The 25,597-nt window shown below is 31.8% G+C and carries 23 protein-coding genes; 6 read left to right on the plus strand and 17 right to left on the minus strand.

Features of this window, described 5'->3' with window-relative positions:
- Positions 1-84 precede the first annotated feature (84 nt).
- Positions 85-537, plus strand: a complete 453-nt coding sequence (locus RCH18_RS08510; RefSeq protein ID WP_326936328.1) for a FixH family protein — start codon at positions 85-87, stop codon at positions 535-537.
- Between the two features lie 66 nt (positions 538-603).
- Positions 604-1,305, plus strand: coding sequence for a sulfite exporter TauE/SafE family protein (locus RCH18_RS08515; protein WP_326936329.1), 702 nt, complete (start codon positions 604-606; stop codon positions 1,303-1,305).
- A 61-nt stretch (positions 1,306-1,366) separates the two neighbouring features.
- Here the strand turns inward: RCH18_RS08515 and hemN are convergent, their stop codons facing one another.
- From hemN to RCH18_RS08545, 6 genes are all read right to left on the minus strand, one after another.
- Complete coding sequence (hemN, locus tag RCH18_RS08520; RefSeq protein ID WP_326936330.1) at positions 1,367-2,731, minus strand: oxygen-independent coproporphyrinogen III oxidase; 1,365 nt, start codon at positions 2,729-2,731, stop codon at positions 1,367-1,369.
- Between the two features lie 128 nt (positions 2,732-2,859).
- Positions 2,860-4,881, minus strand: a complete 2,022-nt coding sequence (locus RCH18_RS08525) for a DUF349 domain-containing protein (RefSeq protein ID WP_326936331.1) — start codon at positions 4,879-4,881, stop codon at positions 2,860-2,862.
- 226 nt (positions 4,882-5,107) lie between these two features.
- A complete protein-coding gene (locus RCH18_RS08530; protein ID WP_326936332.1) occupies positions 5,108-5,857 on the minus strand; it encodes a shikimate dehydrogenase family protein in 750 nt (249 codons plus the stop codon).
- Positions 5,857-7,254, minus strand: a complete 1,398-nt coding sequence (locus RCH18_RS08535) for a tetratricopeptide repeat protein (protein WP_326936333.1) — start codon at positions 7,252-7,254, stop codon at positions 5,857-5,859. The genes RCH18_RS08530 and RCH18_RS08535 overlap by 1 nt, the downstream gene beginning before the upstream one ends.
- 246 nt (positions 7,255-7,500) lie before the next feature.
- Positions 7,501-8,685, minus strand: coding sequence for an aspartate aminotransferase family protein (locus RCH18_RS08540; protein WP_326936334.1), 1,185 nt, complete (start codon positions 8,683-8,685; stop codon positions 7,501-7,503).
- 15 nt (positions 8,686-8,700) lie between these two features.
- The gene (locus tag RCH18_RS08545) at positions 8,701-10,290 is read right to left on the minus strand and encodes an OstA-like protein (protein WP_326936335.1); all 1,590 of its coding nucleotides are present in this window, start codon (positions 10,288-10,290) and stop codon (positions 8,701-8,703) included.
- Between the two features lie 484 nt (positions 10,291-10,774).
- Between RCH18_RS08545 and RCH18_RS08550 the strand changes: the two genes are divergently transcribed.
- Positions 10,775-12,652, plus strand: a complete 1,878-nt coding sequence (locus tag RCH18_RS08550; protein WP_326936336.1) for an alpha-amylase family protein — start codon at positions 10,775-10,777, stop codon at positions 12,650-12,652.
- 83 nt (positions 12,653-12,735) lie between these two features.
- On the opposite strand, the gene RCH18_RS08555 is transcribed toward RCH18_RS08550, so the two are convergent.
- From RCH18_RS08555 to rsfS, 7 genes are all read right to left on the minus strand, one after another.
- Positions 12,736-13,509: a superoxide dismutase gene (locus RCH18_RS08555; RefSeq protein WP_326936337.1), complete on the minus strand. Its 774-nt coding sequence runs from the start codon at positions 13,507-13,509 to the stop codon at positions 12,736-12,738.
- Between the two features lie 100 nt (positions 13,510-13,609).
- The gene (locus RCH18_RS08560) at positions 13,610-13,870 is read right to left on the minus strand and encodes an acyl-CoA-binding protein (protein ID WP_326936338.1); all 261 of its coding nucleotides are present in this window, start codon (positions 13,868-13,870) and stop codon (positions 13,610-13,612) included.
- On the minus strand, positions 13,870-14,523 hold the full coding sequence (locus tag RCH18_RS08565; RefSeq protein ID WP_326936339.1) for a phosphatidylserine decarboxylase family protein: 654 nt from the start codon (positions 14,521-14,523) through the stop codon (positions 13,870-13,872). Before RCH18_RS08565 ends, RCH18_RS08560 begins: the two co-directional genes overlap by 1 nt.
- On the minus strand, positions 14,513-15,403 hold the full coding sequence (locus RCH18_RS08570; protein ID WP_326936340.1) for a phosphatidate cytidylyltransferase: 891 nt from the start codon (positions 15,401-15,403) through the stop codon (positions 14,513-14,515). Before RCH18_RS08570 ends, RCH18_RS08565 begins: the two co-directional genes overlap by 11 nt.
- Position 15,404: 1 nt before the next feature.
- Positions 15,405-16,007: a lactate utilization protein B/C gene (locus RCH18_RS08575; protein ID WP_326936405.1), complete on the minus strand. Its 603-nt coding sequence runs from the start codon at positions 16,005-16,007 to the stop codon at positions 15,405-15,407.
- A 111-nt stretch (positions 16,008-16,118) separates the two neighbouring features.
- Positions 16,119-18,044, minus strand: coding sequence for an ATP-dependent zinc metalloprotease FtsH (gene ftsH / locus RCH18_RS08580; protein ID WP_326936341.1), 1,926 nt, complete (start codon positions 18,042-18,044; stop codon positions 16,119-16,121).
- A gap of 19 nt (positions 18,045-18,063) precedes the next feature.
- Positions 18,064-18,435, minus strand: coding sequence for a ribosome silencing factor (rsfS, locus tag RCH18_RS08585; RefSeq protein ID WP_326936342.1), 372 nt, complete (start codon positions 18,433-18,435; stop codon positions 18,064-18,066).
- A 94-nt stretch (positions 18,436-18,529) separates the two neighbouring features.
- Between rsfS and RCH18_RS08590 the strand changes: the two genes are divergently transcribed.
- Positions 18,530-19,258 carry a biotin--[acetyl-CoA-carboxylase] ligase gene (locus RCH18_RS08590; protein WP_326936343.1) on the plus strand — a complete coding sequence of 243 codons (729 nt, stop codon included), beginning with the start codon at positions 18,530-18,532 and terminating at the stop codon, positions 19,256-19,258.
- 162 nt (positions 19,259-19,420) lie between these two features.
- On the opposite strand, the gene RCH18_RS08595 is transcribed toward RCH18_RS08590, so the two are convergent.
- Both RCH18_RS08595 and pyrE read right to left on the minus strand, forming a co-directional pair.
- Entirely contained in the window at positions 19,421-19,813 is a 393-nt protein-coding gene (locus tag RCH18_RS08595) for an SRPBCC family protein (protein ID WP_326936344.1), read from the minus strand.
- Positions 19,814-19,831: 18 nt separating this feature from the next.
- Positions 19,832-20,479, minus strand: coding sequence for an orotate phosphoribosyltransferase (pyrE, locus tag RCH18_RS08600; protein ID WP_326936345.1), 648 nt, complete (start codon positions 20,477-20,479; stop codon positions 19,832-19,834).
- 7 nt (positions 20,480-20,486) lie between these two features.
- Between pyrE and RCH18_RS08605 the strand changes: the two genes are divergently transcribed.
- The gene (locus RCH18_RS08605) at positions 20,487-21,086 is read left to right on the plus strand and encodes an NUDIX hydrolase (RefSeq protein WP_326936346.1); all 600 of its coding nucleotides are present in this window, start codon (positions 20,487-20,489) and stop codon (positions 21,084-21,086) included.
- A gap of 156 nt (positions 21,087-21,242) precedes the next feature.
- Here the strand turns inward: RCH18_RS08605 and RCH18_RS08610 are convergent, their stop codons facing one another.
- Positions 21,243-22,973, minus strand: coding sequence for a M14 family metallopeptidase (locus RCH18_RS08610; RefSeq protein ID WP_326936347.1), 1,731 nt, complete (start codon positions 22,971-22,973; stop codon positions 21,243-21,245).
- Positions 22,974-23,107: 134 nt separating this feature from the next.
- Between RCH18_RS08610 and RCH18_RS08615 the strand changes: the two genes are divergently transcribed.
- Positions 23,108-24,451, plus strand: coding sequence for a DEAD/DEAH box helicase (locus RCH18_RS08615; protein ID WP_326936348.1), 1,344 nt, complete (start codon positions 23,108-23,110; stop codon positions 24,449-24,451).
- Between the two features lie 185 nt (positions 24,452-24,636).
- Here the strand turns inward: RCH18_RS08615 and RCH18_RS08620 are convergent, their stop codons facing one another.
- The gene (locus RCH18_RS08620) at positions 24,637-25,215 is read right to left on the minus strand and encodes a PhnA domain-containing protein (protein WP_326936349.1); all 579 of its coding nucleotides are present in this window, start codon (positions 25,213-25,215) and stop codon (positions 24,637-24,639) included.
- Positions 25,216-25,597 lie beyond the last annotated feature (382 nt).

Here is a 25,597-nt window from a genome sequence, read left to right on the forward strand (position 1 = left end):
TTTATATTTCAAAAGCTGCAATACTTTCTTGTTGAGGTAGAATAAATCTAAATTTTAGATATAATAACATTACACAAAGAAATTATGAAAATTAATTGGGGAACAGCAATCGTTATTGCATTTACTTTATTTATCAGCTTTATATTATATTTTGTAATTAAAGTTCAATCAGACTCAAAGTACGATAATGATTTAGTTGTAGAAGAGTATTATAAGTATGATGCTAATTTCGGCGAAGAGATGAAGCGCGTTCAAAATGCTGAAGATTTAGTGGAAAAACCAGTAATAACAGCCGTTGAAGACGGAGTGACAATTGTTTTTCCTAAAGCATTAGTACCGCAAAAAATTAAAGGAAAAGTGTCCCTATATAGACCGTCTAACAAAAAATTAGATTTTGAAATGCCAATTTTATTATCTAATGCTACTACTTTGCTCATACCTAAAAAAAGTTTGGCAGGCGGTCGATGGGACATTAATATGGAATGGCAATATGAAGGGAAATTATATTTGTCAAAAGAAACCATTTATATAAACTAATAGGCAATCATAATTTTATTAGTTTATATGGGATTAGAACAGATTTATTTTAAAATGTAAAAGATAATGCTTTACTCTGCATTCATTTTCGGTTTGATAAGTAGTTTTCACTGCATTGGAATGTGCGGTCCTATTGCTATGATGTTGCCTGTGGATCGTAATAATCAGGCCAAAAAAACAACTCAAATTATTACTTATCATTTAGGAAGATTAACAGCTTACGGATCCATAGGTTTCGTTTTTGGACTGCTTGGTAAAGGATTATTCTTAGCAGGAATACAACAAAATTTGTCGATATTTATAGGAGCAGCAATGATTCTTATCGTGTTAACTCCTGAAAAAATTTTTGCTAAATACAATTTTTCAAAACCAGCTTTTAAATTAATTTCTAAAATTAAAACTGCTTTGGGAAGTCAATTTAGGAATAAAAGTTATAAATCATTTTTCACAATAGGTTTATTAAATGGGTTTTTACCTTGTGGCATGGTATATGTCGCTTTATTTGGCGCCATTGCAATGCAAAGCGAAAGTTTAGGTGTGCTTTATATGATTCTTTTTGGTTTAGGAACAGTCCCTATGATGAGTAGTATTGTTTATATAAATTCGTACCTAACGGTTCCAATTAGAAATAAAATCCAAAAATTTATTCCGTATGTAGCTGTATTTATTGGTTGCTTATTTATTTTAAGAGGATTAGGACTAGGAATACCTTATATTTCCCCTTCGAACATGAGCTTATTTGTTCAAGAAAATCCTAACTGCCACTAAATTTATACTATAAAAAAAAAAAAATACGCTCCTTAGCGTATTTTTTTATCTTTCGTATTAGTTAAATGGTCATTGAAAACAATGCTGTATCTGGTGCTTTCCTAATCAAGCGTAAGTCAAATGCCATACAAATATTGCGAACATAAGGTTTTCCAGCATCCGTAACCTTTATGGTTTTATCACCAAATTCTAAAAGTCCATCATTTTCCATTTCCTTTAAGTGAATTAAGACTTCCGGAATTTCTTTAAAATAATTTTCGCTATCACTCCATGAAGTTTTAAATTGGCACATCAAATTAAGAATGTGTTTTCGGATGATTAAATCCTCAGCCGTTAATAAATGTCCTCGATAAACTGGTAATTTATCCCATTCTAATATTTGATAATAATCTTCTAAATCTTTTACATTTTGTGCGAAGCTATACCAACTATCACTTATTGAAGAAACACCTAGTCCAATCATCAACTGTGTTTTAGACGAACTATATCCCATAAAGTTTCGGTGTAATTCTCCATCTTGAAAAGCTTTATATAGGCTGTCAGTTTCTAATGCAAAATGATCCATTCCTATTTCATGATAGCCATTTTCAGAGAGTAGTGTTTTACCTGTTTCATATAACATTCTTTTTTCATCATCTTTAGGAATGTCTTCCTCTTTAAATCCTCGCTGTCCGTTGCCTTTTATCCATGGTACATGTGCATAGCTATAAAAAGCCAATCGGTCAGGTTGTAGTGATTTTGTTTTTTCAATTGTGTCAATTATATCACTGGTCTTTTGAAAAGGCAATCCAAAAATAATATCGTGACCAATGGAAGTATAACCAATTTCTCTTGCCCAAAACGTAACTTTAGCAACATTATGAAATGGCTGTTCTCTGTGTATAGCTTTCTGCACTTTTGCCGAATAATCTTGTACGCCATAACTCACTCTTCTAAATCCTAGATCATATAGTTTTTGTAAATGCTCGTATGAAGTATTGTTGGGATGACCTTCAAAGCTGAATTCATAATTCGCTGCTTTGTCCGCTCCCTTAAAAATTCCATTTATCAAATCTTCTAAGTTTTTTGGCGAGAAAAATGTTGGAGTTCCACCACCTAAGTGTATTTCCTTAATAATTGGCTTTTCGCCAAGAATTTTACAGTAAATAGACCACTCTTTTAAAACGGCTTCTATATATGGATTTTCAACAGTATGATTTTTTGTGATCCGTTTATTACAACCACAAAAAGTACATAAGCTTTCGCAAAAAGGCAAGTGAATGTATAGACTAATTCCCTCTACCTTATTGCTTTGAATAAACGATTTTTTTAATGTTTGAGTCCACATTTCATAAGAAAAATCAGCTTCATCCCAGTATGGAACCGTTGGATAACTAGTGTATCTTGGACCTGCAACATTATACTTTTGAATTAAGGAGTTTTTCATGATAAAATCTATTATTAATCTTCAAAAATACTATTAAGAGTCAATATTTAAAATGATAATTATCATGTAAGAAATCAGCAAAAAAAAGAGACTCTTTCGAGTCTCTAAATTGTAATTTTAAACATTAGTTATTCTATATTTAAATTTCGTAATTGCTTTAATTTTTCTCTCCAAACATCAAGACTTTCTTTATGAACTGCAATGTTTTTTCGAACTTCTAAAACTATTGAATTTTCTTTTTTAGCATTTCTGGTGTTGGTAAAAAACTGAATGTTATTTTCTAACTGAAAAATTTCATTTTGCACTTCATCAATTTTGCGCATTATAAAAATCTTTTCATTATCTAGTTTTCGAGTATCATTACTTTCTGATAAATTATCCATTCTATTAGAAAAACGCATCATATCAGTATCCTTTTTACTCAAACTTAATTTCTCAAAAAGGGCATCAAGAATTTTGTTGAATTTACCTTCAATATGTCGTCTAGGAAATGGAACTTTTCCAAAACTTTTCCAAGTTTCAATATGCAATTTTATTGCGTCTAGATCGGTTTTGTGTTCCCCAACTAATTGGAATTCTCGTAACGTTTCTAAATATGCTTTTTTACCGTCAAAAGCGGCAACTTCTTCTCCGTTTTCTTCATTCTTTTGCTCTTTTAATTTTTCAAAATAATGATTACAAGCATCTTTAAATTCTTTCCAAATTTTATCGGAATACTTTCTGGGTACATGTCCTATCTGTTTCCATTCCTCTTGAATTTTCTTCATGATAGGAGTTGTGGTAACAAAATCTATACTTTCCTGAAGTTCCTTAGCTTTTGCAACAAGCGCTGTTTTTTTACTTAGGTTGTCATTTTGATCTTTCTTGATGTCTTTGTAAAATGAATTTTTGAAAGAGTTAAAATTTCTGACAGCAGTTTTAAAAGCGGACCATGTTTCTTCATTAACTTCTGAAGGGACTTTTCCAGCCGAGAAAAAAGCAGTTCTTAAGGCTTCGACTTTTTCTATTTGAGCCAACCATTGCGAATGTGCATTGACTTTTTCAGTGGCGAATACTTCGATTTGCGCAATAATTTCTTTTTTCTTTGCTAAATTTTCAAGTTCTGTTCCTCTTTGATTTTCAAATAAAACTTCGCGCTTATCGTGCATTTGCTTTGTCAAATCACTAAACTTATTCCAAATTTCGTCACGATGTTCTCTAGAAACAGGACCAATGTCTTCTTTCCAAATTTTATGTAAATCTTGTAATTCTCTGAAAGCTTTATTAACATCAGCTTCGTTCACTAATTCTTCAACGCGTGCTACAATTTTTTGCTTTTGCTCTAAATTGTATTTAAAATCTAAGTCTCGCGCTTCTCTATCTAAATGCAAATAATCATAGAAATTCTCTACATGAAAATGATAATTGTTCCAAACGTGGTTGTATTTATCCTTAGGAATGGAACCAGCATTTTTCCATCTTTCTCTTAAATCATTAAAATGTTTTAAGGTATCTTTTATGTTTTCTTGCGGATTGATCAACTCTTTTAATTCTTCAACGATAGATAAACGGTTTTCTAAATTGGTTTTTAGATTGGTTTGCAAGCTTTTAAAATGTGCGTTTTTGGCATCTTTATAAACAGTATAATATTTATCAAAATTTGATTTTAAAGGTGAATGATATTGAAAATCTTCGTTTGAATCTTGATTTTCAGCTATAAATTCTTCTTTTTTCTCTTCTACAAGATGGTTGTATTTTGCTAGAAATGATTTTTTTATTTCTTCAATATGATCTTTGGCAGCTAATACTTTTTCTGCCGAAACTAAATTCTTTAGTTCTTCAACTAATTCCTCAAGTGATAATGTATCATAATCTTGCATTGGGATTTCATGACGATCTTTTCTTGTTTCATCTTCACTTTCTTCCGCATTTGAATCTGAAATAGAATCCATGGCAGTTTGATTCTCACTCTCAGTCGAATCTACTGACTTTGCAATTGCTTCTTCAGTTGGTATTTCAAAATAATCTTCAGCAGGGACATCACTTTCCTGTACTGGTAAAATTTCGTCCGCTGTAGTAGCAATTTCCTCAATAGTATTTTTATTGTTTTCTACATGTCCATCTGCTTCATTTTCGTGATGAGTCAGGTTATCGTTCTTTTCTTCTAACATTTTTTCAATGTATAAGGTTTGTAATTGTATCCATTGCGAAAGATACTAAAGCAGTTTGTAACTACAAAATAAATAGCTTCCAAATCACTTGTATTGTATTTAATAACATTTGTGAAGTAGAGATGGTTCCACAAATTTTATAAAATATCCACAAAAACTGAAATAAAAAAAACTACAACCTTCAAAGCTGTAGTTTTAAAATAGCATATATCAGGAAAATTACTTTCTATTTATTCCAAATTTTCCATGCTTTCTCTGCCTGAAAAATTAACATGTCCAAACCGTTTTTAATTTGGGCACCGTTTTTCTTGGCCTTTTTTAAAAATTGAGTTTCAGCGGGATTATAAATGAGATCAAAAGCAATATGTTTTTCTGTGAAATATTCATAAGGGATCAAAGGATATAAATCAACATTAGGGCTAGTTCCCACTGGAGTTGAGTTGATTATGATTTGGTAATTATCAAATATTGTCGCATTGATGCTATTATAATCTATAGCATTTTCTTTTTTCTCTCTAGATACAAATGTGTACGGAATTTTAAGTTCTTTCAGTGCAAAAGCAACCCCTTTTGAAGCACCTCCAGTTCCTAAAATAAGTGCTTTTTTGTGATGTTTTTCTAATAAGGGCTCTAATGATTTTTTAAAACCATAGTAATCAGTATTGTATCCTTTTAGTTTACCTTCTTTGGTGAATTTTATAGTGTTTACGGCTCCAATTAATTTAGCTTTTTTCGATAATTTATCTAAGAATGGCAGCACAGTCTCCTTGTATGGAATGGTGACATTTAGTCCTGTAAGCTCTAAATTGTTTTTGATGATTTCAGGGAAAGAGTCTATTTCAGCGATATCAAAATTCTCATAAGTGCAATTTTCAAAATTTTCACCTTTGAATTTATCTGTAAAATATCCTTTTGAAAAAGAATAACTTATATTTTTGCCTAGCAAACCAAAACGTTTTAAAATAACCTCACTCATTATAAATTTTTATATTTTGCTATATAATTCTGAACCATTTTTTTTGCCCAAACTACAGGAAATAATTCTTCTAAAAGTATAATGTTTTCAATATTCAATCGCATTCCATTGCTTAAATGAAACTTTGCTTTTGTGCCATCAGTTAACATAAAATAAAGTCCTGCTAATCGATATTCAATTTCATTTTCTTCTGGGAAATATTCTGATGCTTGTAATAATGTTTGTATAGCACTTTCAAATTCTCCCAGATATTGTAAAATATCAACCCAAAATAACCATGTTTCTAGGGAATGATCACCAAATTCAACTGCTTTTCGATAACCAAACTCCGCTTCTTCAAAAAAGTTCATGTGTTTATTTATCGAAGCATATCTTTTCCAGTACATCTTGTTTTGATTGTCAATGGCTAATGCTTTATTGACATAAAAAAGCGCTTTCTGGTAATTTTTTTGGCGAACATAAAAATCAGTGATTGCAATCCAACCTTTATCTAAAAGAGGATCTTCATGTACGGTTTGATTGAAATATTTTAAAGCTGACACTTTATCACCTAATTTTTCGTAGCATTTTCCAATACGTAATAATGCATAAGAAGTTGCATCATCTAATTCTATGGTTCTTTCGTAACTTTCAATTGCTTCTTTATGCATCTTTAAACGTTCAAATGCTTTCGCTTTTTCCATAAAAGCACCTAGGAATTCATCATCAATTAGTGTAGCATAATCAAATGCTCTGATAGCACTATCATATTCTTTTTCACTATAATGTAAACGTCCCACTTGATGCCAAGCAATTTCACTATATGGATTCTTGTCTATATATTGATTCAAGAAAACGATAGCATCTTGGTTTTGATCTAAAAATTCGAAACAATACACTACATTATACAAAGCAGATTGATCCTCCAAATCTTCCTCTAAGCATTTGATGAAATTTTGCTTCGCCAATTCAAAATTGTCCATAAACAAATGCTCCATGCCTATTAAATTATAGACATCAGCATAATCATCAGTATATTGTAATGCTATTTTTAAAAGTTCAACGGCTTTTTCGTGTTGGTCTCTCTTAGAATAAATATTAGCTTTTTGAATGTATATTTCCTCGTTTGTAGGTTCTATTGCATATAATTCATTCAATAATTTTTCAGCAAGCTCTAACTTGTCATCATAGACTAACATTTCCACTTGAACTAATTTTAGTCCAGTTGATTTAGGATGTTGATCTAGTGCTAGTTTAAGTGCTTTTTTTGCCAAAGCGGATTTACCCATGTCGAGATAATGAAGTATAATTTCTTCAAATTCTTCTGAATCAAAAAAGAGTACTTTGTTGGTTTTCAACATAGACTCAAATTTAGATAGGGATAAGTTATAGTCTTCTTCTTCGTTGCTTAATTGCATACTGTATTTTTTAGTTTGGCCTAACTAAAGTTAGACATCTCTGTGTTTTCTTTCAGATAAGATGTTTATTCTTGTGAACAATTTAATTAACAAATTAAATTTTGATATTGAACATGATTTTCAAATGAACCCAAAAATAGGATCTTAACGTAATATATTAGCCCGGATAGAAGTGGAAATCCTTTTATGTTCGCGAAAGCGCACATAAAAGATTGCAACGCATAGCCGGATTAGCTCCAAAAAAAATTAACGATTCAAAATTTCATCCATTACTTCAAGAATTATTTTACAGCCTTCTCGTATTTCATCTTCTGAAATAGTAAGCGGCGGAGTAATTCGTATTGCCGTTCCTTCAAAAAGTAACCAGAATAAAATAAGTCCTCTGTCTTGACATGTTAGGATCACTTCATTTGTAATATCCGCGCTTTTTGTCATTGCTGCGAGCATTAATCCTTTACCTCGTATCTCCGCTATCAAAGGATGTACCAGAAGGGATCGAAATAGTTTTTCCTTCTCTAAAGCTTCGGCCATTAAATTCGTCTCGGTAATTTCCTTCAAAGTTGCCAAGCAGGCTGACGCAATGACAGGATGACCTCCAAAGGTTGTTATGTGCCCTAATTTAGGATTATCACTCAACATATCCATTCGTGCTGATGAAGCTGTGAAAGCTCCTACGGGCATTCCCCCTCCCATTCCTTTACCCATTACAACAATATCTGGCACGACATCATAGTTTTGAAATCCAAAAAGTTTTCCAGTTCTTCCAAAACCTGGTTGAATTTCATCGAGGATCATCATGGCTCCAACTTCATCACAACGCTGACGTACTTTTTTAAGAAAATCATTATGAGGTTGAATAAAACCTGCTCCACCTTGAATGGTTTCTAAAATAATTCCCGCTGTTTTTGTTGTTATTTTTTGTAAATCCTCTTCATTATTGAAAGTTATAAAATCAACATCAGGTATCAGTGGTCGAAAAACTTGTTTGCGTTCCTCAAATCCCATCACGCTCATCGATCCCATAGTGTTTCCGTGGTACGCATTGTGACACGATATCAACTGGCTGCGACCTGTAGTTCGTCTTGCGAGTTTTAGCGCACCTTCAATTCCCTCAGTCCCTGAATTAACTAAATAAGTTTTGTCTAACGAAGGTGGCAGGAGTGAGGCTAATAATTTACAATATTCAACTGCTGGACTTTGTGAATATTCACCGTAAACCATTACATGTGAATATTTGTCAAGTTGATCTTTTATAGCTTGATTGACCCGTGGATGTTGATGTCCTAGTGAGCATGCTGAAACTCCTGCAACAAAATCTAAATATTTTTTATTATCAGTGTTGTAAATGTAGGAACCTATTGCATGAGAAACTTCCATACCTAAAGGATATGGAGAAGTTTGTGCTTGATATTTTAAAAAATCAGTTTTCAAAACTATATTTATTTTTTATTTTACTTTTTCAGCTTTAGCTGATTTTGGTTTTTTGTCGTAGTTCAAAGTTTCCTTTCTAATTTTTAGAGGTACTGGTATTTTTACCTCAGCCGACTTAGTTTCTTTGACTATTTTAGCATTTTCTTCATCCTCTTCAGCAGGAAAAATATCGTCTTTTGATTTAATTTGCTCTTCCCCGCGCCAAACTAATCCTCTTAATTTACGAGCGTTTTCAGGCAGCTCACTTTCGGGGAAAATATCTCCATCTACTTGCTGAAAGAAAGTGATGGTTTCAATTTCATTTTTATCCAAGAGTAGATTGATTTTACTACTTACATTTTTATTTATACCAATAAGTTCTTGGGCATCATTTCGCATATAATAAATAACTTCGGCATTTTTTATAATGTCAACATCTCGCAATTTACCTTCTTCAAATTTCCCGTATAAATTTTGACCTTTTACTTGGTTAAAACCAGTACCAATAGTGTCTCTTGAAACGATAAACGTATTGCTTAAAACTTTTAAAGAATCCAACTTCTTAGTGGTATTGTTACCAATAAGATGCATGATATCACCAGTTATCTGACTTTTTCCGTTCCAAAGTATTGGATTTCCTATCATTTTTGTTAGCGCAGTCTTTGAACTGGAATGAATAGAATCACATTTTCCGCTCATATCAGTTTTAAAAAAGCGAACATTATTAAAAGCCCTAATTATCCTATCTCCTTCTTTTCCAGTTACCATTAATTTTTTTCCATGAATGTAAACCGAATCATTTTCTACAAAGTTTACAGCCAAGGCTCTTTTAGTTACAAATACTGAATCTAATTTTTTGTATAATTCAGCATAATGACCCTTGATGATTCCTCGATTAACAGAATCCGTAATTTTTACGTTTCGAGTAGCCGATGCAAATTCCCTATTGCGGTCATAATACAAACTGTCACCACGAATAACCCGATCATCATATTTAATGTAGGATTTATTAAGAAAGTGAGCTAAATTTTTTTTAGTATCATAAAATCCTTTTTCTGTATAGATATAATTCGCTTTGCTGGTGATTGTTGAAGGTCCAAAAAGATACGAATGCCCAGAATTACTGTAATAATCAAGATGATTTGATTTAATTACATAAGTGGGATTAGTAATTGTAACCGCTGTTAAGAATTTAAATTTCTTTTCAGTAACAAAATATCTTCCAGCATTACTTTTTAAAACATTGTCTTTATTGACGATTGTTCCTGGAGTATCATAGAAAACTTCCTGAATATTTCGGTCAAAATTGATGACTTCTGTTTCTAATGTTGCATCTGGAGAACTCATAACTGCATCTCCTGAAGCAAATGCTTTCTTCAGATTACCGTTATATTCTGCATATTTACTATTCAAAAACAAAGTATCACCTTGTACCATTTGTACATTGCCAAAGGCCTTGATATAATTTTCATTTTGGAAATAATACGCCTTGTTACATGTCATGATAATTCCATCATGATTAACACGAACATTTCCTATCAGCAATAATGCGTCAGGAATTTCTACTTGATTGACATCAGCAAAATCAGAGTTTTCTACAATAATTTTTTTTGGGGCTTGTGCCAAAACTATATTTGAAAGTAGTATTTGCAAAAAACAACAAACGAAAAACAGCGGTTTCTTCAATGGATTTAATTTTTGACAAATTTATGAAAAAGCATACAATCCTAATCTATATTAAGGTTTATTTATAACAGAGCGAAATAAGGAAGTCGAAAGTTTAAAAGACATAAAGTAATAAAGTCAAATGAGTAAATATTTAGTACTCTTAACTAAAATTTAATTTATTGTACGATGTTATTTCATTTTAAAGTTTCAAATTATAAATTAGTCATTGCCTACTATAAATCCTCGTGGAAAGAAAATTTGAAGTTATCAACAAATAGAATTACTCTTTCGTTGTAGTTGTACGTATTAAAATAGATTCGTTGTAATTAAGAAACCAATATCACAATTTGCGGAAAATTATATTAATTTTAAAGGTTAGTAGTGATTGCAATAAGATTATATGGATAATGTATTTCTAATAAATCATCTTAAAAACTTTATAATGATTAAAAAAACAGTAATGGTAATAAGTCTGATTATAACAATGTTATTTTCAGCATGTAAAACCAGTCAAACAAAAATGAATTTAAAACAAAAGGAAACGTCAACCACAACTAAAGATGTGGTTTATCAAGTATTTACTCGATTATTTGGAAATACAAATACCACCAACAAACCATGGGGAACAATAGAAGAAAATGGTGTTGGAAAATTCAATGATTTTACAGATGTAGCCTTACACGAAATTAAAGATTTGGGGGTTACTTATGTTTGGTATACTGGAGTGCCACATCATGCTTTAGTTCGAGATTACACTACGATTGGAATTTCTAATGATGATCCTGAAGTTATAAAGGGGCGTGCTGGTTCACCTTATGCCGTTAAGGATTACTATAATGTAAATCCAGATTTAGCTGTTGATCCAGTAAATAGGTTAGAGGAATTTGAAGCGTTGATTGCGAGAACGCATAAGGCGGGAATGAAAGTACTTATTGATATTGTTCCCAATCATATTGCTCGAAAATATGAAGGTAAGACCAATTCTGCGGGGATAAAAGATTTTGGTGTTGATGATGACACAACAGCCGAATATAAAAGAGACAACAATTTTTATTATATTCCGAAAACGCAATTTGAAATTCCAGATGGTATTATACCACTTAACGGTGAGAATAATCCTTTAATTGACGGAAAGTTTGAAGAGAATCCTGCAAAATGGACAGGAAATGGATCTCGATTATCTAAACCAGATAAGAATGATTGGTATGAAACGATTAAAGTGAATTACGGAATTCGTCCGGATGGATCCAATGATTTTCCAGAACTTCCCCCAGGTTTTGAAACAAAAACATATCAAGAGCATTTCGATTTTTGGAAAAATAAAGATGTTCCTAATTCATGGATCAAATTTAAAAATATTGCCTTGTACTGGACAGCAAAAGGAGTAGATGGTTTCCGTTTTGATATGGCAGAAATGGTTCCAGTTGAGTTTTGGAGTTATATGAATTCTGCGATAAAGGTAAATAATCCAGACGCATTTTTACTGGCGGAGGTTTACAACCCAAAAGAATATCGAAATTATATTCATTTGGGAAAAATGGATTATTTATATGATAAGGTAGAAACTTATGATAAACTTAAAGATATTATCCAAGGTAAATCGGTTCCAAGTGAGTTAACAATTATTCAAGATGGACTTGCAGATATTGAGCATAATATGTTGCATTTTTTAGATAACCACGATGAGCAGCGTTTAGCAAGTGCCCAATTTGCAGGAACGCCACAAAAAGGAAAACCACTAATGGTTTACTCTACAACAATAAGCACATCACCCACTATGATATACTTTGGTCAAGAAGTAGGCGAGGCAGGTAATGAAAATGCTGGTTTTGGTACACAGTCAAGAACCTCTATTTTTGATTATATTGGCGTGCCTAATCATCAACGATGGATGAATGGTGGCAAGTTCGACGGAGGACAATTGACAAAAGAGGAGAAAGAACTTCGTGATTTTTATAAAAGAGTATTGAATTTTTCAATAGGCAGTTCAGCACTAGTGGGGAAATATCATGAGATTCAAACTTATAATGAGAGTACAACTAATAATTATGATCAAGGAATTTATACTTATACTCGCTGGTCTGAAGATCAAAAATTAGTAATTATTACAAATTTTTCTTGGTTAACAAATAGTGCTTTTGAACTAAAAATTCCATCAGATATTATCCAGAAATGGAATTTAAAAGATGGAAACTACATATTAACGGATCAAATTTATAAAAAAAATTCGGTGCAACTTCAAGTATTGAATGGAGAAGGAAGAGCAGCTATTAAAATTGCACCATCAGAATCTTTTATTTATGAAATAGAAATGAAATAAGAAACATTCTTAATATAGATATTGTTATAAACAAAAAGTGCTGTTCCATAATGGAAACAGCACTTTTTTAATTATTTGTAAAGTTATTTCTTTACAGCATTTTCATAATTTTCTTCTACTTTTTTCCAATTGATAACGTTAAAAAAAGCATCAATATAACTACCTCTCTTATTTTGATAATCGATATAATAAGCATGTTCCCAAACATCTAATGCTAATATAGGAGTTCCAGGCATAATTGCATTTCGCATCAATGGATTATCCTGATTTGGAGTACTAGTCACTTGCAGTTTGCCTGATGTATTAACAATTAACCATGTCCAACCAGAACCAAATTGTTTGGCAGCGTCATTTTTAAAAAGCGATATAAAATTTCCTATCGAGCCAAAATCCCGAACTAAAGCTTCAGCTAATTTATTTTGTGGTTCTCCACCGGCTTTAGGAGCCATAGATTTCCAATACAACGAATGGTTATAAAATCCACCAGCGTTATTTCTCATCTCGGCATTACTTGGATCTAATTTCGCTAATACTTCTTCTATCGTCAAATTTTCAAGAGGTGTACCTTTTATTGCTTTATTTAAATTATTAGTGTAAGATAAATAGTGTTTTGAATAGTGTATTTCTAAAGTAGTAGCTGATATGCTTGGCGCCAAAGAGTCGTATGCATAGCCCAATTTTTCAAGTTGAAAAGAACCTTCATTAGCTTTAACATCATCAGGAGATCCCATTACTACTTTTTTTTCAACAACCTCTGGTAAAGGTACTTCAACTACTTCTATCAATTTTTTGTCATTACAAGATTGTAAAAAGATACTAAAACAAAAAATAAGTAATAAAGACTTTGATATTTTCATAATATAGATTTTATTGATTTTTATCTTGTTTAAGTCAAATTATAATTTCACTATTTAATCTTTTATAGACTCTATAAAAATTTATTTACGAAAATAAATTTTATAAAGAATGAATCATTACGATATAATTTTCTTTGGCTTCATCAATAGTTAAATGGCTAATTTGCATCCAAGCATTAGTTTTAAACGCATCTCTTAAATGGTATGAGGAGTTTTGCTTTAGATCTAAAGTTCCCATAGTAGCTTGCTTATATAGAGCATAGAGTCGTAATTGCACATCTTGGGGCAATGAAGCTTGCGTCATGGCAATTGCTATTTCCACCGCTTCGTCAAATCGAGTATTTAAATCTTTTTCAACCATTAAATTTTAGTAGCAATAACAGTCTTTCCTCCTACTGCTTTTTGGTTTAGAATCACGTTAATAGGAGTTCCTAGTGGTAAAAAAATGTCAACTCGAGATCCAAATTTAATAAATCCCGCATCTGTACCCTGAACCACTTGCATTCCCTCTTTTGCATAATTTACTATACGTCTTGCTAGTGCGCCAGCGATTTGACGATATAATACTTCTCCAAAAGTTTTATTTTCAATAACAATTGTAGTGCGCTCATTCTCTTCACTGGCCTTTGGGTGCCAAGCTACTAAGAATTTTCCTGGATGGTATTTACTGAATTTCACAAGACCACTTAACCCATAACGAGTTACATGAACATTAATAGGTGACATAAAAATAGAAATTTGAATACGTTTATCTTTAAAATATTCTGCTTCAAACACTTCTTCAATTACCACCACTTTACCGTCTACAGGCGCAAGAATTTGATTTATATTAAGAACTGCATCTCTCTTAGGATTTCTAAAAAATTGTAAAATGATAACTAAGAGTAGCAAAGTAACAATTTGTATCGCCATTTTTAGCCATACAATATCGATGAAATAATCAGAAAGTAAAAGCATTACTGCAGTAAAAATACTTCCTAATAAAATGGATTGGGTTCCTTCTTTATGAAACATAGTTTAAAATTTGATAAAATAAAAAAATAATTGGTGCTACAAATATAACACTATCTAAACGATCTAGTATACCTCCGTGACCTGGCATTATACTTCCGCTATCTTTTACTCCAGCAATTCGCTTGAATTTAGATTCCGTTAAGTCGCCGATAGTTCCTGCTATCCCCACAATTATAGCAATAGAAGTCCAAATTAAAATAGATCTATCGCTAAATTCTGGATTTGCTTTGATATAATACTTAGAAATTAAATATCCAGCTATTACCGCGAATATAATTCCGCCAAAAAATCCTTCTACGGTTTTTTTTGGTGATATTTTTTCAAAAAGTTTGGTGCGTCCTATCGATTTACCAACTATATATGCAAAGGTATCATTGGTCCAAACTAAAATAAAAAGTCCAATAATAATTTTTGGATTATAATCATTTATACCAAAAGAAATCTTTGTAATAAAAACAAAAGGTAATATAATATAACCGATTAGATATAAATACTTTGAGGAATTACTGATCGTTTCAATATTATCATAGAATAAAAATAAAATACATTTTAATAATACAACAAGAGAAATGACTAGCAATACAATATTTAATTGTTGAACATTAATCGAGATATTTAAGTTTAAATTAAATATATTATTAATCGTATCAGAAGTTATTTTATTATAATTGCTGATTAAGGTTATTGTAGTGTATACAATAAAGCCAATCAATAAGGGCAATATTTTTTTTAAGTGAACTAAATTGCAAAATTCATAAATAGCAATTAGTAGAAAAATTCCAAATAAGCCAAAAAACGTCTCGGTAGAATATAATATACATACAAGCAATAATAGGATATAAACAGCTCCTGATATACCTCGTTTTAGAGTTTCATTCATTTTAAAGATCTTCTAAAAGCAGTAAATAAAGATTTTTTGCAGAAGTACCATATTGCGTAAAGTCCTCCTCTTTGACTTTTTGAAAATACTTTATTGTGGTGATATTTGTGGGATAATCAGTTATATATTTTCTTTTAATGGCACTGAGACCATCCGTCTTTTCACCAATAATTTGACTTGTTTTACCCACCACGATAATGTTTTCAGGTAATTCATTAGGTCTATGCTGTTTAATTTGTTTAGATGAAAATAAAATAGATCCTTGATCAGCTATTAAATTTTCGCAACTAGCAAGTAAAAATTTTGGCGTTGAGGTTTTATTGTAAATTAATTTATTGTCGTCTAGCATGCTATACAAAGTGAGATCATAGCATAAAACTTGACTCTCAAACCAATCATTCTCTTCTAAAATATTTTCAAATTGTTCTTTGACTTCTTCACTATTTTCGCAGTACAAAAATTTACCTCCATTTTTTTTAAAATTCTGAATAAAAAGTTCATCAATAGCCATTGATTTTTCAATAAGGGCTTTACTGATTTCAGTTTCTTTTTTTTCATCGGAGGCTAAATTACTAGACCCAAAAAATTTTCTAAAAAGACTCATATATTTTTTAAACTTCTTCATTAATATTTGAAAACGTCCAAAGATAAAAAAATCTTAATTCAAAAGAGGTTTTTGAATTAAGATTTTTAAATAATTGAGCAATGATATGCTTTATGTCAACACTGGTTCAAGATTTTTGTCCCATGTTCGTTTTCCAAAGATTGCCTCTAAATCGTCTTTAAAGATGACTTCTTTCTCGATCAATATGTCGGCAAGTTGGTTTAATTTATCTTTATTTTGTTCCAAAATTAATATGGCTCTTTCGTACTGACCTTCAATTAATGTAGAAATTTCAGCATCAATTACTTTAGCAGTTTCATCAGAATACGGTTTTGAAAAATTATATTCGCCTTGCCCAGAGGAGTCATAATAGGTAACATTTCCTATTTTATCATTCAAACCATAGATTGTTACCATAGCACGAGCTTGTTTAGTAACTTTTTCTAAATCGCTTAATGCTCCTGTGGAAATTCTATCAAAAGTTACTTTTTCAGCTGCTCGACCTCCCATAGTAGCACACATTTCGTCTAACATTTGGTCTGTTCTTACTATCTGTCTTTCTTCTGGTAAGTACCAAGCGGCTCCTAAACTTTGTCCACGAGGCACAATTGTTACTTTTATAAGTGGAGCTGCGTGCTCTAACATCCAACTTACAGTTGCATGACCGGCTTCATGTATAGCTATAGCTCTTTTCTCGTCTGGTGTAATAATTTTGTTTTTCTTTTCAAGACCGCCAATAATTCTATCAACAGCATCAAGGAAATCTTGTCTATCTACAGCGGTTTTATTATGACGTGCAGCTATTAATGCCGCTTCATTACAAACATTTGCTATATCAGCTCCGGAGAAACCTGGAGTTTGTTTCGCTAAGAAATCTAAGTCTAAACCCTCTACTTTTTTAATAGGCGCTAAGTGCACTTGGAAAATTTCAGCTCTTTCTCTAATATCTGGTAAATCAACAAAAATTTGTCTGTCAAATCGACCAGCACGCATTAAGGCTTTATCAAGTACATCGGCTCTGTTAGTTGCAGCTAAAACAATTACATTAGAATTAGTTCCAAAACCGTCCATCTCAGTCAGCAATTGATTTAACGTATTTTCACGTTCATCATTTCCACCAGACATGTTGCTTTTTCCTCTAGCCCTTCCTACAGCATCTATCTCATCAATAAATATAATTGCAGGTGATTTTTCTTTTGCTTGTTTAAACAAATCTCTAACACGAGAAGCCCCAACACCTACAAACATTTCGACAAAATCAGATCCTGATAATGAGAAAAATGGTACTTGTGCTTCACCAGCTACAGCTTTAGCTAGTAATGTTTTCCCTGTTCCTGGAGGACCGACTAATAGCGCTCCTTTTGGAATTTTTCCACCTAAATTGGTATATTTTTCTGGATTTTTCAAGAATTCTACAATTTCCTGTATTTCTTCTTTAGCTCCTTCTAGTCCAGCTACATCTTTAAAAGTAGTTTTAATATCAGTTTTTTCATCAAATAATTTGGCTTTTGATTTTCCAATATTAAATATCTGACCACCGCCACCAGCACCGCCCCCAGACATTTTTCTCATAATGAAAATCCAAACTGCAATAATGATGATAATTGGTAAAAGACTTATAAGAATGTCAGACCAATTATTTTTTGGTAAGAAATTAAAATCTTTTAATTTTCCTTCCTTTACTGCGGTTTCTAATTTGTTCTGAAATATTTGGTCATTACCAATATCAAATGTGTAATGAGGCCCTTTATTAGGTCTGTCAAAAACATCTTTTGATACTTTCTTGTGTGAAGCATCTTTCAGAGCAGCGGTATTAAGGAATACCTCAGCTTCTGTTTTATTGTAAACAGTAACTTTCTCAATTTGACCTTTATTTAAATATTCATTAAACTTAGATGAAGTCAACTGACCTGGTTCATTCAAACTAGAACCGCCAGTTATAAAACTTATAAATAAGAAAATTAATAGAATCGCCGTGTAAATTAACCACGGACTTACTTTAAACTTATTCGGATTAGGATTATTTTCTTTCGCCATTAGTACGCTTTATGTGTCTTTAGTATTTGTTTTCAATGGTTGTTATTTTAGCATCGCCCCATAAATTTTCGATGTTATAGTATTCTCTAATATGTTTTTGAAACACATGAACTACAATATTTACATAGTCCATTAATACCCACTCTGCATTATCAGTTCCCTCTACATGCCATGGCTTGTCTTTTAATTCTTTGGAAACAATTTTTTGGATGGAACCTACTATGGCGTTAACTTGTGTGTTTGAATTACCATTGCAAATGACAAAATAGTCGCAAACTGCCGTGTCTATTTCTCTTAAATCCATTACTGTAATATCATTTCCTTTTACTTCTTCTATTCCGTTAATGATATTCGCTAATAGGATGTCATTATTTATCGTCTTTTTGGCCATGAATTAATTTTATATAAGTTTGTAAAGTTACCATTTTTTGTGATTATTTTTGAACCTTAACACAATATTAAATTATGTTTACAAAAAACGTATAATGAAATTAATCAAACTCGATGCCATAGATTCAACTAATGACTTCTTAAAAGGCTTATCTAATAAACAAGAATTAGAAAATTTCACGGTTGTTACGGCTGAAAGTCAGACAAAAGGTAAAGGTCAAATGGGTTCCATTTGGACTTCTGAGGCTAGTAAAAACCTAATAATGAGTGTTTTGGTTAAGAATTTTTTTAAAAATATTAACCAAATTTTCAACCTAAATATAGCATTTTCACTTGCTGTAATTGATATTTTAGATTTATTAAACATTCCTAATCTTAGTATAAAATGGCCAAACGACATTATGTCATATAATAAAAAAATAGGTGGCATTTTAATAGAAAACAGTATTAAAAGTGACGGAACGATAGTTTCGATAGTTGGGTTAGGGCTTAACGTGAATCAAACTAATTTTGAAAATTTACCAAAAGCCTCTTCCTTGGCGGTTATTTGTAATAATCAATTTGATAAAGAGGAATTAATTATACCTCTAGTTGATAAATTAGAGGAGATTATTAAGATGTGCGATTTACAATCTAGTGCGCTTTGGAAAAAGTATTCTGATAATTTATTTAAAAAGGGAGTTCCAACACCTTTTTCAGATCAAAAAAATAATAAATTTATGGGCATCATTCAAGGAGTCTCTTCTACAGGCAAGTTACAAGTGATGCTAGAAGATGATAGCATTGTTGAATTTGATATCAAAGAAATTCAAATGTTATATTAAAAAATAAAATAAATCTCAAACGATCAAAAAATAGTAAAATTGTACCACTAAAAAAATATAAAAGCAATTGAAATAATGTAATTATCCCATTAAAGAAAAGGCGAAGAATATAAAATGATATATTTTTCGCCTTTTCTCATGTATTAATAAAGTTCTTACAATCTACAACTTATGCATGTTACTAGCTAAGGTTTCGATAAACTTCCCAATAGGTCCTTTAATCATCATTGCCATCATAGCATTAAATTCGCCTTCAAAATCAAGTTTAACAGCGCTTGAATTTTCAGAAAGAGATTCAATATTAGCCACTAATGTAAAAGGAAGTTTATCACTTGCTGCACCTAAAACAATTTTAGTTGGTGCAACTTTTTCCTTCATTTTGAGCTTTATTTCTGGCATCCCTTTCAATCCAAAAATGAAAGCATCGTCACCAATAACTTCAAATTTAGCAATGTTTTCAGGCATTAATTTTTCAAAATTTTTAACATCGCTAAGCGAATCAAATAATTCTTGAGCTGATTTTTGAACGGTAACTTTAGGACTTTCTAAGTTCATTATTTTATATTTTACTTTTTAAACTTCAATGCTCCATGTTGATGGACTCACATTCCATTCTCTTAATGTTTGCTCTTCCTCTTCCGTAATATATCTTTTGGCTACAGCCAAATTCAATAAGTTTTGATAATTACTTAAAGTGTATAAATCAATATTAACTGCTTTAAAATTTTCTTCGGCCACATTAAAGCCATAAGTAAATATTGAGGCCATACCTTTAACATTTGCTCCAGCTTCACGCAAAGCGGCAACAGCTAGTAAACTACTATTTCCAGTGCTTATCAAATCTTCTACAACAACAACATTTTGTCCTTTTTGTAAAAAACCTTCAACCTGATTTTGTCGTCCATGTTTTTTAGCTTCTGGTCGCACATATACAAAGGGTAATCCCAAACTTTCTGCTACAAGAATACCAATACCAATTGCTCCTGTGGCAACACCAGCAATAACATCTGGTTTTCCAAATTGCTTTTCAATATTTTTCGAAAACTGATCTCTGATGTAATTCCGTACGGCTGGAAATGAGAGAATTAATCGATTATCACAATAAATTGGCGATTTCCATCCTGAAGCCCATGTAAAAGGATTTCTTGGATTCAATTTAATTGCATTTATTTGCAAAAGGAATTCGGCTGTTTTTTCGGCTGTATCTTTATTAAAAATCATAGTACAAATGTATAAAGTTTTTGTTAACGACAAGCCACTTTTTTTAACAAATCACATCTCTAAGGAGACTGATTTTCAGTTATTTTTATTAGAAAGTATTGACATAGAGCAACTTATTGTAAAAATTTTTCAAAATAAAATAAATAAAGCATACTTATATCATCCTGATGAAAGCCTGATTATGAAGACTTTAAAGTCTAAAATTTCAGTTTGTAAAGCTGGCGGCGGACTTGTTTATAATAAAAAGAGAGAGGTCTTATTTATTTTTCGAAATGGAAAATGGGATTTGCCCAAAGGTGGTATTGAAAAAGGAGAAGAAATTGAAGACACTGCAATGCGTGAAGTAGAGGAGGAGACTGGTGTTAATGGTTTGAGAATTGCACACAAACTTCAAAAAACGTATCATGTATTTAGAAGAAATGGCAAGTATAAATTAAAAATTACACATTGGTTCGAAATGCACTCTGATTTTACAGGTACACCACAAGGTCAACTTGAAGAAGGTATTGAAAAAGTGGCTTGGCTCAATCCAGAGCAAATTAAAGAAGCATTAAAAAACTCGTACGAAAACATAAAATTGTTATTTGAAGAGAAAAAGAAGTCTTGAATTGTTTCTTTTTACGTTGCTACAAATAGCCAAATTCAAACACAGATTTCATGAGTTTACACAAATTAATCAGTGGAAATCTGTGAAATCTGTCTTAGATTTTTTTACTTTCAATATTAATTTCTATTTTTTTATTGGAAGGCAATGTACGTCGATTTATTTTAAAATTCGATATACTGGATATTGTAAATGAGCCTTTTCATAATAAGCGGAATGTTTGTAAATCCAGTCCAACTGCGCTTCAGGACTTTTTAAGAAATTCTGGTCACTTTGTTTTTTTTGCTCGAATTCGGTTTTTAATTTTGGATTGTCTTTCATTATTTGTGCAGCCGTATCTTCAAAAACATATTCAGAATAACCTTCTTTTTGTTGCAATATGGTGTCAAATAAATTCCAATTAAAAAACGAATCAACCGCCTCAGGCTCCAGTGTTTCTAGTAAATATTTAATTCCTTTTTGTGCTGTCGAAATAAGATAATCCCCTTTGGCGAAAGCCAGCTTTTTTATTTGAGTGGTTACCTTTGTATTTCTATGCAAATAATGCCCCTCATAAGCAGAATTTGTAGTATTATAATCGGCGATTCTATAGCTTTCTACTTCAATTATGGTGTCTTTTTGTAACTCCTGCATTTGAATTCCGTTGTGCTTTAATAAATCGATAACATCCCAAAATCCTTGCGGTATGATATACGCTGCAGGTATAGTAATTTCTTTAACGGATTTGTATTCTTTACTAAATGGGACGTTTTTTTTGTAGGGTTTTATGCGGTCGTAAAACAGTCGATTTCCTGTTGTTACATCACTTTTTTTATAACTAGCTTCATAGCCTAAAAAGGAGAACGGAATTGATTTCGTAGTATCAATTTCCCATTTTATGGTGTACGGTTTCTGAGGCTTATATTGTTCTTCGTTTTGCAATCGCAATTGTTTGATTTTTTTAAAATTATTGTCGGTAAAATCAATGGTGGAACGCATGTATTCATAGGTGACTTTAACGCGTTCTGCATATTTCTTTAGCATGTGTGTTTCAACAACAAACCCAATAGTATTAAATAAAGAAGTGTAACCCGTTGCATATCGCGGACTCTCGAAAAACTGTGCAAAACCTTTGTCTGGTGTGTCTGAAAACGCATTTACGTAAGGAGTGGTATCAATATTCTTTTTTTGGAGATCTTTGACTAATTCTGGCATCATTTCCGTGTTTAAAAAATCACCTAAAATAGTTCCTAACTTGTTGTGTTGGGTCATGATGTAGGTCAATTTATATTGGTAATCAGCGCCATTGCTTACATGATTGTCAATAAAAACATCTGGATTTATTTTATGGAATATCTCCACAAAGCTTTTTGTGTTTCTCGTATCTGATTTTATAAAGTCGCGATTCAAATCGTAATTTCTAGCATTTCCTCTAAATCCATAAATTTCAGGACCATCTTGATTGGCTCTCGTGGTTGAATTTCGATTCAAATATCCTCCTATATTGTAGACAGGAATGCTTACGACAATCGTGTTTTTTGGAACTTTTATTTGGTTTAAAGCTAAATCCCTAAACAATTGCATGCTTGCGTCAATTCCATCTGGTTCACCTGCATGAATTCCGTTATTGAGTAAAATAACCGCTTTATTTTTTTGAATTTTTTCAAATTCGAATTGCTTATCAACACTAAAAATAACTATGTGTAAAGGTATTCCGCTATCGGTTTTTCCCATTTCTTGAATTTTAATAGTGGGGAAATTTTTAGCTAAAAGGCGGTAATAATTTATTGTTTCGTTATAATCAGCAGATTGATTTCCATTTCCTTTTTCGAAAAAAGTAGCGTATTTATTTGTTTTTTGTGCCAATAAAGTAGTCGAAATAAGCAAAAATAAAAGTGTAAAGTATCTCATAATTTAATTTTTAGTTCAAATTCAAATGTAGCAATTTTTAAAATATTATCTCAGCGATCCTAGGATTAACAAAGCTGCTATTTAAAAGAATAAAACTTAAAAATTTAAAATTACCTTTGCACAAATAAACAAAAATGAATAAGAAACATCATTCCAATACTATACTTTTGAATTTAGGCATTGAAAGCCTAAACGAAATGCAAGAAGTTGCGCAAGACGCAATTTTAAATGACAGCAATGTTTTATTGCTTTCGCCAACGGGTTCTGGTAAAACGCTTGCTTTTTTGTTGCCTATTTTAGAAATGTTACAACCTGAAATCCTTTCTGTTCAATGTTTGATTTTAGTTCCCTCACGTGAATTAGGATTGCAGATTGAGCAAGTTTGGAAAAAAATGGGAACGGAATATAAAGTAAATGTTTGTTATGGCGGACATTCTATCGATACTGAAATAAAGAATTTGAGTAATCCACCAGCAGTTTTAATAGGAACCCCGGGTCGAATTGCAGATCATATTGACAGAGCTACTTTTCGTGTTGATAAGATTCAAACATTAATTTTGGATGAATTTGATAAATCACTGCAATTAGGTTTCCACGAACAAATGTCATTTATCATTGGTAAATTAACCAAATTGAATAAGCGTATTTTGGTTTCAGCTACTTCTGATATTGAGATTCCAAAATATACTAGAGTGGTAAATCCAACAATTTTAGACTTTATCCCAGAAAATGAGCAAGAATCTAATCTGGCGATGAAAATGGTGGTGTCTAAGGAAAAAGACAAAATAGGTAGTTTGTTCAACTTGATTTGCTCTTTAAAATCAGAATCGGCTATTGTTTTTTGTAATCACCGTGATGCTGCAGAACGCATTAGTGACAACTTGAACGAAAAGGGAATTTATGCTACTTACTATCATGGCGGAATGGATCAAGACGAGCGAGAGCGCTCGTTAATACAATTTCGTAATGGAAGTGTGAGCTATTTAATCACCACTGATTTAGCCGCTCGTGGTCTAGATATTCCCGAGATGAATCACGTTATCCACTATCATTTACCTTCAAAAGAGGATGAGTTTACGCACAGAAATGGTCGTACCGCTCGAATGCTAGCATTTGGAACTGCTTATATTATTGCGCATGAAAGTGAAAAAAAAGCAGATTATTTAGATTACGGAATGGAAGCATTTAATGTGGAAAATAATAATACGTTACCTAAACCACCTCAATTTCAAACGATTTATATCAGTGGTGGAAAGAAAAATAAATTAAATAAAATTGATATTGTAGGTTTCTTTTCTCAAAAAGGGAAACTAGAAAAAGGCGATATAGGATTGATTGAAGTAAAAGATTTTATATCTTTTGCAGCGGTTAAATTCAATAAAGTAAAAGATTTATTGCACGCAATTAAAGATGAAAAAATGAAAGGGAAGAAGTTTAAGATTGAAGTAGCTAGGAAAGTTATTAAGAAGGAGGAGTAGTGATTAGTGTTCAAAATTAGAATGTGTTTAGTGATTAGTGTTTAGATTGAAAGCGGGAATAGATATAAAGCAAAAAAACGTTAGCAAGAAAACTAATTCTGCTACCGTTTTTTTGTTTTTAGTTTATTATAATTTCAAATTTAAGAACTTATAACTGAGAATCACCTACTAGTGATTACTGATCACTAAGTTTTCTTAACGTATTGTGTGATAATTACAATCATTTGACCATCTACTTTTCCCTCAATATATTCGGCATTTTCGTGGTCTAAACGTATGTTTCGAACTGCAGTTCCTTGTTTAGCGACCATACTTGATCCTTTTACTTTTAAGTCTTTTATTAATACAACTGAATCGCCATGTTCTAAAATTACGCCGTTACTATCTCTGTGTATTATTTTATTTTCGTCCTCTTCGCCTTCGCCAGTTGCCTGTGCCCAAGCTAAAGTATCTTCATCTAAATACATTTGGTCCAATAATTCTTGAGGCCATCCAGCAGAACGCAAACGGCTTAACATTCTCCAAGCTACAACTTGCACTGCAATTTGCTCGCTCCACATACTATCGTTTAAACATCTCCAGTGGTTTAAATCTACAGTATCAGGATTTTCGATTTGGCTTATGCAAGTGTTACAAGCCATTATGCTTTCATCAATTCCGCCTTTTTTTGTTGGCAGTACTTCGTATACTTTTAAGTTTTCTGTGACACCACAAAGTTCACATTTTGCTCCACTGCGTTTACTTAATTCTCTTTCTAAACTCATAATTTATTGGCTTTTATTTTAGGCGAAAGTACAGTTTTATGATTGCATTGACAATTTATATGTAGGAGGATTGTATAATCAAATGCTTTCATTGCCATTGTTGAGCGTTCATTTGACTATTAAAAGTAGTTGATTTTGAATTTTAGTAAAATAGATATATAAGTAAAAGTATAGTGCTTGTTATGCTTCTATCCCAATTTCATTAAGTTAAGCTTTTAGCTCGCCAACTTTGTCATTCTGACGAAGGAAGCATCTTTGTTTGTTGCTCTCCTCTGTTGAGATTGCTTCGCCTGTTCAGGTAAACCCTCGAGGCCTCCTTCGTCGGAATGATAGCAACAACAACAACATTATTTAATTAGTATTCTTAACTTATTAACTTTGG

The sequence above is a fragment of the Flavobacterium sp. PL11 genome (assembly GCF_035985025.1).
GTDB lineage: Bacteria > Bacteroidota > Bacteroidia > Flavobacteriales > Flavobacteriaceae > Flavobacterium.

What these genes read in the sequence shown, in the direction of transcription:
- RCH18_RS08610 (WP_326936347.1), bottom strand. Translation starts at nt 22,973, where the DNA reads ATGAGATACTTTACACTTTTATTTTTGCTTATTTCGACTACTTTATTG.
- RCH18_RS08575 (WP_326936405.1), bottom strand. Translation starts at nt 16,007, where the DNA reads ATGAGTCTTTTTAGAAAATTTTTTGGGTCTAGTAATTTAGCCTCCGAT.
- RCH18_RS08605 (WP_326936346.1), top strand. Translation starts at nt 20,487, where the DNA reads ATGTATAAAGTTTTTGTTAACGACAAGCCACTTTTTTTAACAAATCAC.
- RCH18_RS08565 (WP_326936339.1), bottom strand. Translation starts at nt 14,523, where the DNA reads ATGTTTCATAAAGAAGGAACCCAATCCATTTTATTAGGAAGTATTTTT.
- RCH18_RS08530 (WP_326936332.1), bottom strand. Translation starts at nt 5,857, where the DNA reads ATGAGTGAGGTTATTTTAAAACGTTTTGGTTTGCTAGGCAAAAATATA.
- RCH18_RS08550 (WP_326936336.1), top strand. Translation starts at nt 10,775, where the DNA reads ATGATTAAAAAAACAGTAATGGTAATAAGTCTGATTATAACAATGTTA.
- RCH18_RS08515 (WP_326936329.1), top strand. Translation starts at nt 604, where the DNA reads ATGCTTTACTCTGCATTCATTTTCGGTTTGATAAGTAGTTTTCACTGC.
- RCH18_RS08570 (WP_326936340.1), bottom strand. Translation starts at nt 15,403, where the DNA reads ATGAATGAAACTCTAAAACGAGGTATATCAGGAGCTGTTTATATCCTA.
- RCH18_RS08590 (WP_326936343.1), top strand. Translation starts at nt 18,530, where the DNA reads ATGAAATTAATCAAACTCGATGCCATAGATTCAACTAATGACTTCTTA.
- RCH18_RS08620 (WP_326936349.1), bottom strand. Translation starts at nt 25,215, where the DNA reads ATGAGTTTAGAAAGAGAATTAAGTAAACGCAGTGGAGCAAAATGTGAA.
- ftsH (WP_326936341.1), bottom strand. Translation starts at nt 18,044, where the DNA reads ATGGCGAAAGAAAATAATCCTAATCCGAATAAGTTTAAAGTAAGTCCG.
- hemN (WP_326936330.1), bottom strand. Translation starts at nt 2,731, where the DNA reads ATGAAAAACTCCTTAATTCAAAAGTATAATGTTGCAGGTCCAAGATAC.
- RCH18_RS08555 (WP_326936337.1), bottom strand. Translation starts at nt 13,509, where the DNA reads ATGAAAATATCAAAGTCTTTATTACTTATTTTTTGTTTTAGTATCTTT.
- RCH18_RS08615 (WP_326936348.1), top strand. Translation starts at nt 23,108, where the DNA reads ATGAATAAGAAACATCATTCCAATACTATACTTTTGAATTTAGGCATT.
- RCH18_RS08510 (WP_326936328.1), top strand. Translation starts at nt 85, where the DNA reads ATGAAAATTAATTGGGGAACAGCAATCGTTATTGCATTTACTTTATTT.
- RCH18_RS08525 (WP_326936331.1), bottom strand. Translation starts at nt 4,881, where the DNA reads ATGTTAGAAGAAAAGAACGATAACCTGACTCATCACGAAAATGAAGCA.
- RCH18_RS08595 (WP_326936344.1), bottom strand. Translation starts at nt 19,813, where the DNA reads ATGAACTTAGAAAGTCCTAAAGTTACCGTTCAAAAATCAGCTCAAGAA.
- RCH18_RS08535 (WP_326936333.1), bottom strand. Translation starts at nt 7,254, where the DNA reads ATGCAATTAAGCAACGAAGAAGAAGACTATAACTTATCCCTATCTAAA.
- RCH18_RS08560 (WP_326936338.1), bottom strand. Translation starts at nt 13,870, where the DNA reads ATGGTTGAAAAAGATTTAAATACTCGATTTGACGAAGCGGTGGAAATA.
- pyrE (WP_326936345.1), bottom strand. Translation starts at nt 20,479, where the DNA reads ATGATTTTTAATAAAGATACAGCCGAAAAAACAGCCGAATTCCTTTTG.
- rsfS (WP_326936342.1), bottom strand. Translation starts at nt 18,435, where the DNA reads ATGGCCAAAAAGACGATAAATAATGACATCCTATTAGCGAATATCATT.